The organism is Myxosarcina sp. GI1(2024), assembly GCF_053543375.1.
On record NZ_JBKGTY010000020.1, the window covers coordinates 12,518 to 28,054 of the forward strand.

The 15,537-nt window shown below is 40.8% G+C and carries 12 protein-coding genes; 8 read left to right on the forward strand and 4 right to left on the reverse strand.

The genetic code is table 11. The features are described from left to right. Positions 1-224: 224 nt before the first annotated feature. From ACLFKQ_RS30245 to ACLFKQ_RS30260, 4 genes are all read right to left on the reverse strand, one after another. Positions 225-1,280, reverse strand: a complete 1,056-nt coding sequence (locus tag ACLFKQ_RS30245) for a PDDEXK nuclease domain-containing protein (protein ID WP_449003310.1) — start codon at positions 1,278-1,280, stop codon at positions 225-227. A 139-nt stretch (positions 1,281-1,419) separates the two neighbouring features. Continuing rightward, positions 1,420-2,013, reverse strand: a complete 594-nt coding sequence (locus tag ACLFKQ_RS30250) for a recombinase family protein (RefSeq protein ID WP_449003311.1) — start codon at positions 2,011-2,013, stop codon at positions 1,420-1,422. A 220-nt stretch (positions 2,014-2,233) separates the two neighbouring features. After that, positions 2,234-2,905, reverse strand: coding sequence for a response regulator transcription factor (locus tag ACLFKQ_RS30255; protein WP_449003312.1), 672 nt, complete (start codon positions 2,903-2,905; stop codon positions 2,234-2,236). Between the two features lie 36 nt (positions 2,906-2,941). Next, complete coding sequence (locus ACLFKQ_RS30260; RefSeq protein ID WP_449003313.1) at positions 2,942-4,477, reverse strand: ATP-binding protein; 1,536 nt, start codon at positions 4,475-4,477, stop codon at positions 2,942-2,944. 302 nt (positions 4,478-4,779) lie between these two features. On the opposite strand from ACLFKQ_RS30260, the gene ACLFKQ_RS30265 reads away from it, so the two are divergent. The 8 genes from ACLFKQ_RS30265 (at position 4,780) to ACLFKQ_RS30300 (ending at position 15,434) form a co-directional block, all read left to right on the forward strand. Beyond that, the gene (locus tag ACLFKQ_RS30265) at positions 4,780-6,045 is read left to right on the forward strand and encodes a glycosyltransferase family protein (protein ID WP_449003314.1); all 1,266 of its coding nucleotides are present in this window, start codon (positions 4,780-4,782) and stop codon (positions 6,043-6,045) included. 63 nt (positions 6,046-6,108) lie between these two features. Next, positions 6,109-7,272: a glycosyltransferase family protein gene (locus tag ACLFKQ_RS30270; RefSeq protein WP_449003334.1), complete on the forward strand. Its 1,164-nt coding sequence runs from the start codon at positions 6,109-6,111 to the stop codon at positions 7,270-7,272. Positions 7,273-7,384: 112 nt separating this feature from the next. Next, positions 7,385-8,602 carry a glycosyltransferase gene (locus tag ACLFKQ_RS30275; RefSeq protein ID WP_449003315.1) on the forward strand — a complete coding sequence of 406 codons (1,218 nt, stop codon included), beginning with the start codon at positions 7,385-7,387 and terminating at the stop codon, positions 8,600-8,602. Positions 8,603-8,636: 34 nt separating this feature from the next. Next, complete coding sequence (locus ACLFKQ_RS30280; protein WP_449003316.1) at positions 8,637-9,674, forward strand: glycosyltransferase family 2 protein; 1,038 nt, start codon at positions 8,637-8,639, stop codon at positions 9,672-9,674. A gap of 2 nt (positions 9,675-9,676) precedes the next feature. Further along, on the forward strand, positions 9,677-11,500 hold the full coding sequence (locus ACLFKQ_RS30285) for an ABC transporter ATP-binding protein (protein WP_449003317.1): 1,824 nt from the start codon (positions 9,677-9,679) through the stop codon (positions 11,498-11,500). A 26-nt stretch (positions 11,501-11,526) separates the two neighbouring features. Further along, positions 11,527-12,669, forward strand: coding sequence for a histidine phosphatase family protein (locus ACLFKQ_RS30290; protein WP_449003318.1), 1,143 nt, complete (start codon positions 11,527-11,529; stop codon positions 12,667-12,669). 138 nt (positions 12,670-12,807) lie between these two features. Then, positions 12,808-14,283 (forward strand): iron uptake porin, encoded by a 1,476-nt coding sequence (locus ACLFKQ_RS30295; RefSeq protein WP_449003319.1) that lies wholly within the window; start codon positions 12,808-12,810, stop codon positions 14,281-14,283. A 128-nt stretch (positions 14,284-14,411) separates the two neighbouring features. Further along, positions 14,412-15,434 (forward strand): NAD-dependent epimerase, encoded by a 1,023-nt coding sequence (locus ACLFKQ_RS30300; RefSeq protein WP_449003320.1) that lies wholly within the window; start codon positions 14,412-14,414, stop codon positions 15,432-15,434. Positions 15,435-15,537 lie beyond the last annotated feature (103 nt).

The following is a 15,537-nucleotide window of genomic DNA, read 5'->3' on the forward strand; positions in this document are numbered from 1 at the left end:
ATAATCTGGGTCGAAGCGAAATTATAGTTTCATTTAATGTGGGCTGAAAACACCGATAATTTCGGGTCGAAGTGATTATAATTTCAGTCCGTTACAGGTAACAGAGGGAATACCAGATAACGTAATTCGCACGGTGAGCGAGAATTGTAGAACACTAAAGTTTACATCTCAGGGTTTTGAAGATGAATAAGAGTAACACAGTCACAAAAACTCTGTGCTACCTCCTATTCTTCTGGATTGGATGACTTGGCTTCAATCTCTGCTGCTGCTTCATTTAATTCCTGCTGTAACCGTTCTACCGTTGGCAAACTCTCCTGTAACTGCTTTGGAAGCTGTTCGATACTGTGAGTAGAAACTCCTATTGGGGTACTAATACCGCGCAGAGAGTATTCAACAATAGTATTTTCTTTTGATTTACAAAGCACCAGACCAATTGTCGGCTGGTCATCGGGATGTCTCAACAAGTCATCTACTGCATTGACGTAAAAGTTAATTTGTCCTGAATAAGCGGGTTCAAACTTGCCCATCTTCAGGTCAATAACGATAAAACATCTGAGCTTGAGATGATAGAAAAGCAGGTCGATTCTAAATTCTTGCTCGGCTACCTCCAGAGCATACTGACTACCGACAAAGGAAAAACCCACCCCCAACTCTAGAAGAAAATCTCGCATATGGGCAATTAAGGCGCGTTCCAAGTCTCTTTCCTGTGCCTCTTTGCCCAAGCTCAAGAAATCAAAGTTGTACGGAGACTTGAGAATTTGTTGGGCTAACTCTGACTGAGGTTGAGGTAAAGCTTGGTCGAAGTTGGTAATTGCCTTGCCCTGTCGCTGGTACAGATTAGTCTCAATTTGATGTTCTAGAACTGCCCGACTCCAGCCATTCTCAATGGTTTGTTGGATATACCAGATCCGCTCATCTTGATTCTTAACCGAGTCCAAGATGCGGACATTATGACCCCAAGGAATTTGTGCAACAAGCTGTTGCACTATTTGCTCGTCGGGGTAAGTATCGGCAAATGCTCGCATATAATTGATATTACGGCTAGAAAACCCCTTCATCTCAGGAAATTCAGCTTTGAGGTCTTTTGCCAGCCTACTAATAACTTTAGCTCCCCATCCCTCTTGTGACTGGCGTTCGAGAATCTCTTTTCCAATCTGCCAGTAGAGCAGCACCAACTCTTTATTGACAGCCAAAGCTGCCCGAACCTGAGCGGTGCGAATGTGCTCTTTGAGGGAGCGTAGAAAGTTGTCGTAATTATCGGGAACTGGTGTATTACTCACGTACTGGTTAGCCCTTGGTTGGTTGAAAATCGTAGCTTTGAGAATTTTGTTCTAATTGTGCAGCCGATGCCTCCAGGCATCCCAGAATCTTCGATTCTGGAATCGGCGTAGCCGATTGTTGCACAATTAAGCTAGAAATCTAAGAGGTTTGTTTTTGATATTGACTAATCTCCACCTTACGATATCGCAAATACTTATAGAGAGTAGCTTTGGAGATATTCAAATCCTTGGCAATTTGGTTAACTGCCATTCCCTCTTTATAATATGATTCGGCAATTCTCGCTTTCCTTTGGGCTTCCTCCGATAGCCCAGGTTTTCTGCCTCCTTTTCTACCCCTGGCTCTAGCAGCAGCTAATCCCGCATTAGTCCGCTCTCTAATTATCTCCCGCTCGAATTCTGCCAGGGATGCGAAGATATTAAACACCAACCTGCCTTGGGCGGTAGTAGTATCTATGGGGTCGTTCAAACTCTTCAACCCAATTTTACGCTCGTTCAACTCAGCTACCAATTCGACCAGATGCTTGAGCGATCGCCCTAAGCGATCTAATTTCCAAATTACAATCACATCGTCTTCGCGAGCATTTTTTAACATTTCGTCCAAACCAGGACGACTCGCTTTTGCACCACTAACAACATCAGAAAAAAATCTTTTGCATCCATGCGAACGCAGAGCGTCAAGTTGCAAATCTAAATTTTGGTCATTTGTACTAACACGAGCATAGCCAAGGAGCATTATCTTCGGTTAAGTTTAATAATCTCATCTACAAGATAGTATTTTAGACTTTGATTGACTAAACCACAATAATGAACAGAAACTGAAAAATCAAAAATTAAAAATGAGCGAAGGGATCTCGATTTGAGAGATCGGCATATTTTGTACTGAATTAACCAGTACAAAGTCTAATTATACGGACGCGTTTTGCTGAACAAAAAAACAGAATTTGCCGTTTTTCTTAAGTTTTAAGCCGATATCCCATACTGCGAACGGTTTCAATTACTTCGCTACCTAGTTTTTTGCGTAGATAACCCACATAAACATCGACAATATTTGAACCAGGATCGTAATCGTAACCCCAAACCAAATCTAATAGCTGCTGTCTGGTCATTACCTGTCCTGGATGGCGAAAGAACACCTCTGCCATCGTAAATTCGCGAGCGGGTAGTTCGATTTGGCGATCGCCGACTAAAACCTTACAGGTACGCAAATCGAGGGCCATCTTACCTCGTTGAATCTGCATCTTGTCTTGTTTCTGCCCGCTACCGTTGGCGTTTTTCAATCTTACTTCAATCCGCGCCAATAGTTCGGCGAAGCTAAAGGGTTTGGTTACATAATCGTCCGCACCGCCCTTCAGCCCTGCTACTTTATCCATTACGTCATCTCTAGCGGTAAGAATAATTACGGGAAAATCGATTCCCTGCCCTCGCCACGCCTCTAAAACCTCCAATCCATCTTGTCCAGGTAAACCCAGATCGAGCAGTGCTAAATTGAATTCACAACCAAAAGGTAAATTCAAAGCAGTATTAGCATCTTCGGCAATAGTGGGGTTGTATCCTTTGGCTTTCAATCCTTTAGCAATAAAGGCAGCGATTCTGGTTTCGTCTTCGACGATTAGTATTTGTTTCATGAGAGGTGAGGGGTAGGGGGAGTAGAGGGGGATTATTTATGGTTTTTGTTTTTCGTTAAATTCTAGAGGAAAAATTAGGGTAAAAGTAGAGCCGATGCCGAGTTTGCTTTGTAGATTGATTTCTCCTTGATGGGCTTCCACTACCGCTTTAACTATGGATAAACCTAAACCAGAGCCTTCAGAACGACGACGGCTGTTTTTTACTCTGGCAAAGCGATCGAAGATCCGTTCTTGTTCGCTGGCAGCGATACCGTTACCCGTATCTTGCAGCCAAAATTCAACGCGATTCTTTTCTAATTTCGCTCCAAACACAATCAAACTATCAACAACGGTATGCTGTACGGCATTGTTAGCAAGATTGATAATTGCCTGAGTTATTCTTTGGCGATCGCCCGTCATTTTACCTGACATGATTTGATTATCCAGATGCCAGTTGCGTTCTCCCAAAGTCTGCATTTTGCCAAACAATTCCGTAACAAAAGTAGTTAGCTCGATAGTTTCAATTTGGAGAAAATCGGGACGTTCTGATTTAGCTAGTAAGACTAAATCTTCTACCAGACGATTCATCCGATCTAATTCGTCGATAGTTAGATCGACAGTTTCTCTTTGCTCTGGAGTATCTACGTCCATTAGTTCTAAATGTCCGCGAATGATGGTGATTGGCGTTCTTAGTTCGTGTCCCGCATCGTTGATAAAGTTACGTTGGGTGGCAAAAGAGTCTTCAATCCGATCCATCATGGCATTAAAAGTTCGTCCCAACTGCGCTAATTCTCCTTTACCTTGTACCAGGATGCGTTGGCTGAGATCGGATTCGGAAATCGATTTGAGGGTGTTAGAGAAGTTCTTGAGGGGAGTGAGTATTCTTCCTGCTGCTACCCAAGCCACTACTGAAGCCAGCAAAATTACCAACAACAAAACCTGTACGACGGTATTAAAAGAGCTCAAAACTTCCTGTATTTCTCCTGCAGTGAGGTGAGCTACGACAAAAACACCAATAACTTCTTCGGTAGTCTTGATTGGTTCGGCTTTATACAGAATGCTACCAATTTTGGGATCGTCAACCTTGACTTCGCCTTCTTGTTCTACGGTAATCTCTTGCCAATACTCCATCAAATCCGACCCAGGCGCGATCGCTTTAGGCAAATACGGAGCATTGGTTTTGTAAAAAGAACCGTCAACTATAGCGATAAAATAATTATCATCTTCGGCTTGATTAGTAGCAATAAATTCATCAAAAGCTAAATATACATCCCGATTGGCTTGCTCGATTGCCGTTAGTTCTGAGTTCGATCTCAGGTTAGATTCTAATAAACTTTCAATTAGTTCTTCCTCAAACTCTTCCAATTCTTCCCGCATATCTGCTTCTACCCGCGCCGTAACTTCAGCAATCAAACGATAACGAATGGCGGGAATGGCGATCGCAATAAACAAACCTATCAAAACCAAATACCACAATAGAATACGGGTGCGAGTTTCTTGGTAAATTTGTAAGTTGTTTAACTGCTTAACTTTAACACTGAGATTTTGCCAAAATGACGGTATTTTACGTCTAAAAAGTCTAAGATTCTTCATCAGATAGCTTGCGACTCTGTACTTCATAAGTGTTATGTGTCTCCGTTGGCAAACCATTTGCTTTGTCAGATTCGATTTTTTTCGTCAAAATATCACTTACGGTTTAATGTTACTTGTCAATATACAAAATAAATTACTCAATATTTTGAGTGTGAGATTCTTCTCATCAAAGTTTCACACCTAGTTCATTGACAACCACGAGACTGACAATAGACATCTAGTTATAGAAATGACTGACATAAAAAGCTAAATCTGCATTTTTGTACCTTTATGTTGCCTCCAATACTCATCGAGCAATTATCATGGCTCAAATACATCATTCAATTACCCCAGGCGCATACCGAAAAATCATGGTTTATTCCCATGATGCTTACGGTTTGGGTAATATTCGCCGTATGCTGGCAATCTGTAAATATTTACTAAAATCTATTCCCAATCTATCAATTCTGCTAGTTTCTGGTTCGCCAATACTGCATGATTTTCGCCTACCTCAAGGACTAGATTACATTAAATTACCTTGTCTTAATCGGGGATGGGGACAGATGGCAGTGAAATATCTTAATGCAGATATCGAGTCCATTTTAAAGTTACGATCTGAAATTATCTTAGCAGCAGCCAAAAATTATCAACCAGATTTAGTTTTGGTTGATAAGAAACCAACGGGGATTAAGGGGGAATTGCAATCTACTATTGAGTATTTGAAAACTAATTCACCCACAACCAAGCTTGTTTTGTTGCTACGGGACATCTTAGATACTCCTGAAAAAACCATTGCCGAATGGCAGCGAGAAGGCTATTATCGCCAGGTAGAATCTCTTTACGATCGCCTTTTAGTCGTGGGAATGCAGCAAATTTTCGATCTGGTACGAGAATATCAGTTTGGTGAAATAATTGCCGACAAACTCCGCTACTGTGGCTATATTCGCAAAGATTTGGGTCTGAAAAACCGTCGTACCATTCGACAGGAATTAGGTATTGCTAAAGATGAAAAGCTCGTTCTAGTTACCCCTGGAGGTGGAGAAGATGGCTATTACTTAATTAGTAATTATCTTCAAGGTTTGGCACGGCAAAGAGGTAACTTTATCGAACAAAACATTCGTACCCTAATCTTCTGCGGTGCGGAAATGCCATCACAGCACCAACAGCAAATAGATCGACAAGCTCAAGAATTACCAGGGGTGATAGTTAAAGAATTTACCAATGACATGATGAGCTATATCAATACTGCCAACCTGGTAGTTTCCATGTGTGGGTATAACACTATTACCGAAGTCTTACAAAAAGGAAAAAAGGCGATCGTCGTCCCCCGCATCAAACCAGGCAGAGAACAGCTAATTCGCTCTCAAAGCATGGCAAACGCAGGATTAATCGAGACTATCCATCCCGAAGAACTCAATCCAGATTTATTAGTAAAAATTATCTTTAACAATCTAGCTGTAACCCAATTTTCTACTGGTAAAGTCAATAACTTAGATTTCTCAGGTTTACCCCAGGTTGCTAACTATTTGACTGGACTTCTATTTAGCCCTTGTAGCATCGAACGAACTCTAAGCTTACAACCAGCTTAATCATTTCCACTCCCTCTACTTCCTCAACCTCGTACCAACTAGCCCCTACCTAAAATGAAAGTAATGTTCTACTGCCAACACATCCTTGGCATGGGTCACTTAATTCGCAGCGTCGAAATAGTTAAAGGATTAATCCCTAACTTTGAGATCTGCTTTATCAATGGCGGACAGGTCATTCCAGAATTTGAATTTCCCTCAGAGATAGAAGTAATCAATATTCCTGCGGTCAAAACTGATAGCGAATTTAACGAACTACGTCCCGTAGATGACAGTTTAACTATGGAGAAAGTAGAAACCATCAGAACTAATATGCTGTTAGAAACTTGCGATCGCTTTCAGCCAGACATCTTAATTATCGAACTATTTCCTTTTGGTCGTCGGCGTTTTTCTTTTGAATTAATTCCTGTGGTAGAAAAAGCTAAAGCAATGGGAACAAAAATTGTCTCTAGCGTCCGCGATATAGTCGTTACCAAACAAAACCAACAGCGTCATGAAGAGAAAGTTTGCCGTTTAATAAATAAGTATTTCGATCTGCTATTGATTCACGGCGATCCTAACTTTGTCAAGCTCGACCTCAGTTTTTCTCGCATTAACGATTTTAACTGTCCCGTTCACTACACGGGTTATGTAGTGCAACCAATACCAGAATCTCGACAGATAATATTAGATAAACCCACAATCTTAGTCAGCGTTGGTGGCGGAAGATTCGGACACGATTTATTAGAATGCGTTGCTCGTACTGCATTAATTCTAAAAGATAAAATTCCCCATCATATACAAGTATTTACAGGTGCATTTAGTCCTAATGAAGTGTTGTCTAAACTTCAAGATTTAACCAAAGATTTAGATAATATAACTTGCGATCGCTACACAACCAATTTATTAGATTATATGCAGCAAGCCGACTTATCCATTGGCATGGGTGGCTACAACACTACGATGAATATTTTGAGTACTGGGGTGAAAGCAATGATGATGGCATTTCAGGGTAACAACGACAAAGAACAAGAAACCCGTTTGCAAAAGTTAGATAGTTTAGGACGGGTAAAAATGATTCAGCCTGAAGATTTACAACCAGAAAAGTTTGCGGGGCAAATTATTAATTACTTAGAACAAACTCATAGCAAACTCGCTCTCAACCTCGACGGAGTAGCTAACACGGCTAAGTATTTAAACCAATTAGCTCTCGAATCGAAGCAAAATAGCCGACAGCTTATTAATTTCTAATCGATATTTATCTTACAACTTCAATGAAATTCTTCTCATCAAAGCTTCATTGGTAATTCATTGAACCCAAACAAACTAAAGATAACAGCAATTCATAATCAACTAAATATTAATGAACAGCAATCCTACGATCTGTATTACCGCCCAAGAATTTCCTCCCGATGTGGGAGGTGTTGGGGTATCAGCAAAACGCATTGCTTTGTTATTACAAGAATTAGGCTATAAAGTTCATGTAGCAGTCTTTCGTTCTGTATTTCGCAAACAAAGAAAACTAGCTAAAGCAGGAAAATTTAGTCGTTCCCGTTGTGAAACTACCACTCAAGATGGCATTACCGTACATCGATTGTATCCTGCGGTGCGTTCTACGGTTGCCCGCGATCAAGATTACTTGATGGATACTTACGGACAATTAACTACTCTCCACAAGCAATATCAATTCAATTTGGTTCACGCCTTTTTCATCAACGAAACTGGTTTTCTCACTACCATGTTGGCAAAAGAAAACAATATCCGCGTAGTTAATAGCGTGCGGGGTGCGGATTTGCACAAGCATATCTTCGATTGCCAGCAACAAAAGCAAATTGCTTGGACATTAGAAAACTCGGACTGGACTACTTTTGTCAGTCGCGATCTGCTACATCGCGCTAGATTATTTGTTCCTAATATTATTAATAAGTCTTCAGCATTTCTAAACTCGATCGCTCCTGTAAATTTTTCTTCTTTACCTACTCCTCCTCTAGCTGACAAATTGCAGGGAACAGTAATTGGTTCGGTGGGTAATTTTCGCGATAAGAAAGGGATTGAATATCTTTTAGATGCCTGTCGAGAATTAAAAACCGAATTTACCTTACTGTTTGTGGGAGAGTTTGTCCCTAAAGAAGCCGAATACTGGCAACAAGAATTAGCCAAAAGTGGTTTGTCAGACAAGATTGTAATTACGGGAAAAGTCAGTCGCGAAGAGGCATTGGCATACTTACCCCATATGGATATCTTTGCCATTCCTTCTCTTAATGATGGCTGTCCCAACGCCTTATTGGAAGCAATGTTAGCCGAACGCGCAGTAGTTGGCACTAATGTAGATGCGATCGCTGAAATTATTGAAGATGGGGTTAATGGGTTATTGGTTAATCCCTTTGAGAGTGAAAAATTAGCAATTGCGATCGCCAAATTAATCGAACGTCCTCTCCTCAGACAAACCTTTGGCAAACTAGCAAAACAGAAAGTATTACAAGACCTTAATCCTGCGGTGGAACAAGCTAATTGGAGTAAAATTTACGATCGCGTTTTAGCTGTAGACAGCAAATCCAAGGTGCGGGTATTAGCTGGGTAGGAAGCAATTAACAATCAACAATCAACTATTAGCCATGAATAAAGCAAAAGTAACCTTAATCGTCGTACCAAGAGAACGCTTTAGTTATACTTGCGAATCTCTAGAAAGCATTTATCAATGTACTAAATATCTTTTCGATCTGGTTTATGTTGATGGTAATTCGCCAGAACATACTAAAAACTATTTAGCTCAGAAAGCAGACGAAAAACAGTTTAAGTTAGTCAGAACCGAGCATTATCTTGCCCCCAATCAAGCGAGAAATATTGGTTTACAGCATATCGACAAAGAGACTGAATATGTAGTGTTTGTTGATAATGATATTCACGTTAGTCCTGGCTGGCTGGAGAAATTAGTCAACTGTGCTGAATCAGAATCGGCTGCGGTAGTTTGTCCTCTAGTATGCATTGGTAAAAATCTGCATTCCAAGATTCATTTAGCGGGGGGAGAAGCAAGTATAGTTCTGGAACTGAAAAACGGCAAAACCAGACGTAAAGTTCATGAAAAACATTACTTCGTCAATCGTTCCATTGCTGATGTAAAAGACCAACTACACCGTCGAGAATGTGAATTTGCCGAGTTTCACTGTGTTTTAGTACGCAAAGATATCTTTGAAACAATCGGCTTGTTAGATGAAAAACTTCTCAGCACCAGAGAACACATCGACTTTTCCATGACCGTTACCAATGCGGGAGGCAAAATCTTCTGCGAACCAAATTCCGTAACTACTTACGTCCCTGACTCTGGGTTTGAATGGTCGGATTTAACTTACTTTATGCTGCGCTGGAGCGATGCTTGGGAAGTTGCCAGCCTCGAACACTTTATGCAGAAATGGGATCTGGCTAAAAAGGATAAATATTTCAAAAAACGTTACCGTCGTTTGGGACAACGCCGACATCAGGCTTTCTTACGTCCTCTAGTACGTCAGCTTTCCTTTGGCGGTTATGCTACCTGGCTGGAGAAAATGTTGATTTCGGCTGAGAGAAAGCTAAATCGGGCAATTAGCGATCGCGCTCAGGGAAGTAGCGAGCAAATCAATCTGTATCGTCAAGATCGGTTGATAACTGATAGATAGCGATGAAAAAAAAGCGTCCTCAAAATTTAAAACAAGGCATATCAGGTATAAGTAGAATAATCAAGCATTTCTTGCCACAAATTCGTCCTCAAAGCCGTTTAATTGCTATTTCCTTCTTGGCTTTGGTCGCCGAAACTGGGTTGCGGTTACTCGAACCTTTGCCCCTTAAGTTTATTTTTGACGAGATAATTTACAAGGGATTTGAGGTAGAAAGTCTTAAAGTTCCTTTTTTAGATAGCCTCAACAGTTTTGGTTTACTGACAGTGTTAGCTTTTGGCTTGGTAGCGATCACCGTACTCAAGGGAACGATGGCTTATGTCAGTACGGCAGGGATGGCGGTGGCTGCAACTAGAATAATGAGCGAGGTTAGGGCTAATATTTATTCCCATTTGCAAAGTTTGTCTCTTTCTTTTCATTCTCAGGCTAAAACTGGGGACTTAATTACCCGCGTGACCTATGATGTAGAACGACTTAGAGAAGTCACAGTAATAGCTGCATTACCTTTATTGACCAATATTCTGACAATGACAGGAATGTTGTGCGTCATGATGTGGTTAAATATCCAACTGGCATTAATTGCGATCGCTATTTTTCCTCTGTTTGTCATTACGACGACAATTATGAGTAAAAAGATACACAAGGTAGCTAAAAAACAGCGCAAACGGGAAGGGGCAATGGCAGCTAACGCAGCCGAAGCAATCGGGGCAATTAAAGTAGTACAGGCTTTGTCTCTTCAGTCACGGTTAGAAAAAACTTTTGCCAGGCAAAACAACAAAAGTCTTACAGAAAGCGCACAAACTCAGAAATTAAAAGCAGGACAAGAAAGAACTGTCGAAATCCTAGTGGCGGTCGCTACCTCCATTGTGCTTTGGCGAGGAGTGCAGCTAGTTATGCTGAGAACAGTCACTCCTGGCGATTTATTGGTCTTTATTACTTATCTCAAGGTAGCGTTTAAACCGATGCGCCAGTTGGCAAAATATACGGGACAAATTGCCAAAGCGATCGCTTCTGGGGAGAGAATTGTCAGTCTTTTAGAAATTGCCCCTGAAGTTAAAAATACTCCCTGGGCTTATCCCGCTCGTCCTTTTCGCGGTGTAGTGGAGTTTCGCGATGTTGGTTTTGCCTATGAAAAGGCAGAAGCCACCTTACAAAATATTTCTCTGAGGGCATTACCAGAACAAAAAATCGCTCTAGTTGGGGCTTCTGGTGGCGGAAAATCTACTCTAGTTAGTTTGCTACTGCGTCTTTATGACCCCCAACAGGGTCAAATCTTAATTGATGGCAACGACATTAAAGACTACACCCTAGAATCATTACGCAGTCAAATTAGTATCGTCTTACAAGAAAGCATTCTCTTCGCTGCCAGCATCAGAGACAATATCGCCTATGGTTGCGTTGATGCTACCGAGAAAGAAATTATTATGGCTGCTCGTTTAGCTAATGCCCACGAATTTATCATGAAGCTCCCCAATGGTTACGATACTGTAGTGGGAGAAAGAGGAGGAACGCTCTCAGGAGGGCAAAGACAGCGAATAGCGATCGCTCGTGCTGCCATTCGTAATGCACCCATAGTAATTCTCGACGAACCCACTATAGGTTTGGATAACCGTAGCGAAAGAATCGTTACCGAAGCTTTAGATCGTCTGACTCAATCTTCTACTACCTTTTTAATTACCCACGATCTCAAAACTGCCCAAAACAGCGATCGCATTTATTACCTCGAAGGGGGAAAAATTCTCGAATCAGGCACTCACCAACAGTTGATGCAGCAAGGCAAACACTACGCTACTCTCTATCGCCTACAGCAAACCGTTAGCCTCACCTAAAAAAACAACTATCTTCTCCCATATTTATGGCTCAGAAAATACCTACTACCCTCTACTCCCCTAATTCTTATCTCAGACCTTCTACCCCCACCAGAGTAATCCTCGTCCGCCATGCTCGCACCACCTATAACGAACAGGGTAGATATCAAGGCAGTAGCGATCGATCGGTTTTAACCGCTAAAGGACATCAAGATGCCTATGCTACGGGATTAGCTCTTAAAGAATATAGTTTTGACGCTATCTATACCAGTCCTTTAAAAAGAGTACGGCAAACTACTCAAGAGATTATTACTGCTTTGGGAAAGGACAATGTACCACCCATGTATAGCGATCGCCTGTTAACGGAAATTTGTATGTCTCATTGGCAAGGACTTTACTATCAAGAGGTTAAAGAAAAGTTCGTCGAAGCCTATCGCTGTTGGCAAAATACACCTCATCTTTTCAGTATCAATAATACTTATCCCGTTTTAGAACTGTTTGAGAATGCAAAATTATTCTGGCAACAAGTTTTAAGCAAACATCAGAGACAAACTATTTTAATCGTGGCTCATGGTGGTACAAATCGCGCTTTAATTAGTACGGCAGTTGGTTTAAAGCCAGAAAGCTATCACAATTTACAGCAATCTAATTGTGGGATTAGCTGTTTGGAACTTACTTCTATTAATAACGGGGAACTAAAATATTTAAACGCTACTCACCATTTAGGCGAAACCTTACCCAAGCTCAAAGCAGGGAAAACAGGCTGGCGGTGGTTGTTGTTATCTGAAACTAACGCTAAAAGCGATCGCTTGCTGTTTGACAGCTTAGGCAGTGACAAGATCGATTTACTACTAACCGAGCATTCGATTCCAGAATCATTCGCTCAGACAATAGCCACAAAACATCAAATACCCCATTTGCCCTTGGCAGAAAATCATTTTTTCAACTGGCAGCAAACAATTATTAACAGGCAAAAATCGCCAATCCCTCTAGAGCAATCTCATTTATCTACTGGTTTAATTATTGCTTCAGACAAACTAATTTCTCGTATCTTAAACAATACTTTTCAGATTGATGTTTCTCATGTCCAAGATAGTTTAACTGTCATTCACTATCCTCAAAATACAAATCATCCAATTCTCCAGGGCATATTACCACTTACTAGCCAAGGAATCTTATTAAGCAAATAAAACCATTAAAAATTTAGCTAGAGCTAGATCGATCATCCATTATTTATAGCATCATAAGAATAACTTTCTCTTGTTATTTTTACTTCCTATCCACAACCTAATCTGCACTTCTAAAGCGAATGTCAATCATAAGTTTATATGCCTATATCTAGATTATTTAAAATTGGCATTATTCTCATTTCATCTCTATTTATTTCTCCTATAGCTTTAGGCAACAGCATCGAATCTATTCCTTCAGTATCGAAACTAAAAAATATTCAAACTACAGACTGGGAATATCAAGCCTTACAATCTTTAGCTCAACGCTATGATTGCACCCATCAATGGCAACAAGGCAATAATACTAGACCTATAACTCGTTTTGAATTCGCGGTTGGTTTGAATATTTGTCTACAACAGATTGAAGATCTGACATCGCAACAAGATTTAATCGTATTGCAAAGATTACAGCGAGATTTTGCTCCAGAATTAGCACGATTAACCACTACAGTAGAACAACTAGAAACTAAAGTTACTCAAATAGAATCCCAACAATTCTCTACGACAACTAAATTTGAAGGTCAGGTCTTATTTTTTTTAACTGATAGCTTTGGCGGAGATGACAATAGTGAAACTACCTTTGGTTATCGCACCAGATTGAATTTTAATACTAGCTTTTCAGGTAGGGACTTGCTGCGAGTGCGTTTAGAAAATCGTAATTCCCCTCGCTTGGATGATGTCACTGATACTTCTCTCAGTCGTTTGAGCGTTGATGGGGATACGGATGGAGCAACCGAACTATCGGAACTTTCCTATACCTTTCCCGCAGGAGAGAATACAGAAATTTTATTCGGCACGGCAGGTGTTAGTCTCAACGATGTGGGGGAAGTGCTAAATCCTTTTTCTAGTAGCAGTAGTGGGGCGATTTCTCGCTTTGGCAGAAGAGATCCAGCGACTTTACGCGCCCCAGGGGGAGCGGGAATTGGCATTAAACAAGAGTTTAGCGGCAAAATATTAGGATTTGCGGGCTATTTTATTAATAATGAAGATGTTGCTAATCCCCAAGCTGGTAGGGGTATATCTGGAAGTTCAAATAGTGCGATCGCACAACTGGTCATCGAACCAAAAGAGGAATTAGCCCTAGCTGCTACCTATACTCGTACCTACGAACGTAGTGATGATGTTAACCTAATGGGTTCGACTGGAGTAGAAGAAGCTAATGAACCCTTTGGGAACAATGCCACTACTTCTGATAACTTTGGTGTGCAGGCTAACTGGGAGGTCACTTCTGGTTTAGAGATCGGTGGTTGGTTTGGCTATACTTCTGCCCAACAACAGCAAGATGGCAACGACGGTGCGACTATCCTCAATGGTGCGTTGACTTTTGCTTTTCCCGATTTGGGTGGGGAGAAAAATGTCGGCGGAATTATTATTGGCGTACCTCCCTTGATTAGCAGTCACGATGACGAAGATTTAGTTACCGATACAACTCCCTTACACGTCGAGGCTTTGTATCGTATTGAGGTTAATGATTTCATTGAAATTACCCCTGGAGCTTTTGCTGTTTTTAATCCCGATACTGATGATGGCAACGCTATCTGGGTAGGAACAATCAGAACGGAATTTAGCTTTTAAAGATCGGGTGGGGTGAATGAAAAATCTCTCATGTAAGTTTCACAGCATCTTCATTGACCTCAATCACACTATGAATTAGTTACAAGCCAAAGCATCGCCTATTTAACTTAGATTGAAAATAGCAGATTATGAATATTTTAATTACTGGTGCAGCAGGATTTATCGGCTACCATTTAAGCAATAAACTGTTAGCTCTCGGATACCAAATATATGGCGTTGATAATCTCAACGATTACTATGATGTTAGTTTAAAACAAGCTCGTTTAGCTCAACTGTTACCCCAAGATAACTTTACCTTTGAATGCCTGGATATTAGCGATCGCAACAAAGTAGCTCAACTATTTGCTACTCATGATTTTGACTGCGTAATCAATCTCGCTGCTCAAGCAGGGGTACGCTATTCTCTAAAAAATCCTCATGCTTATGTAGACAGCAATTTAGTTGGTTTTACCAATATTTTAGAAGGTTGTCGTCACAGCAAAATTAAACATTTATTATTTGCTTCTTCAAGCTCGGTTTACGGTGCTAATACCAAAGTTCCCTTCGCCGTTGGCGATCGCACAGACTCTCCTGTTTCTTTGTATGCAGCAACCAAAAAAGCTAATGAATTAATGGCTTATTCTTACAGTCATCTATACGATCTTCCCATGACTGGCTTGCGCTTCTTTACCGTATATGGTGCTTGGGGAAGACCCGATATGGCTTACTTTAAATTTACCAAAGCGATCGCTCAAGGCAAACCAATAGATGTTTATAATTATGGCAAAATGAAGCGAGATTTTACCTATATTGATGATGTTGTCGAAGCCATTGTGAGAATAATTCCCAGACCTCCTCAAACATTGGGACAACCGCCCTACAAAGTCTACAATCTTGGCAATAATAGTCCCGTAGAATTAGGAGAATTTATTGGTGCTATTGAAACCGCGTTGGGTAAATCTGCTAAGAAAAATTTATTACCCATGCAACCAGGAGATGTTGTGGCAACCTATGCTGAGGTTGACGAATTGATGGCAGATTTTGACTTCAAACCCTCAACCTCAATAGATATTGGAGCCAAAAAATTCGTTGATTGGTATCTGCAACACTACGAAAATTTTGCTCCTACAGACAAACAGTCGATCGCCAGAGAATTAATCACGATGAAATAGCGATAGTGTGAGAGGAATTTTATTTACAACATCTGAGCTATATTTCTCCGCTATTCACTTATCGGGTAATCATTACTTAAAGCCCATCCCTTCGCTTCCGTTA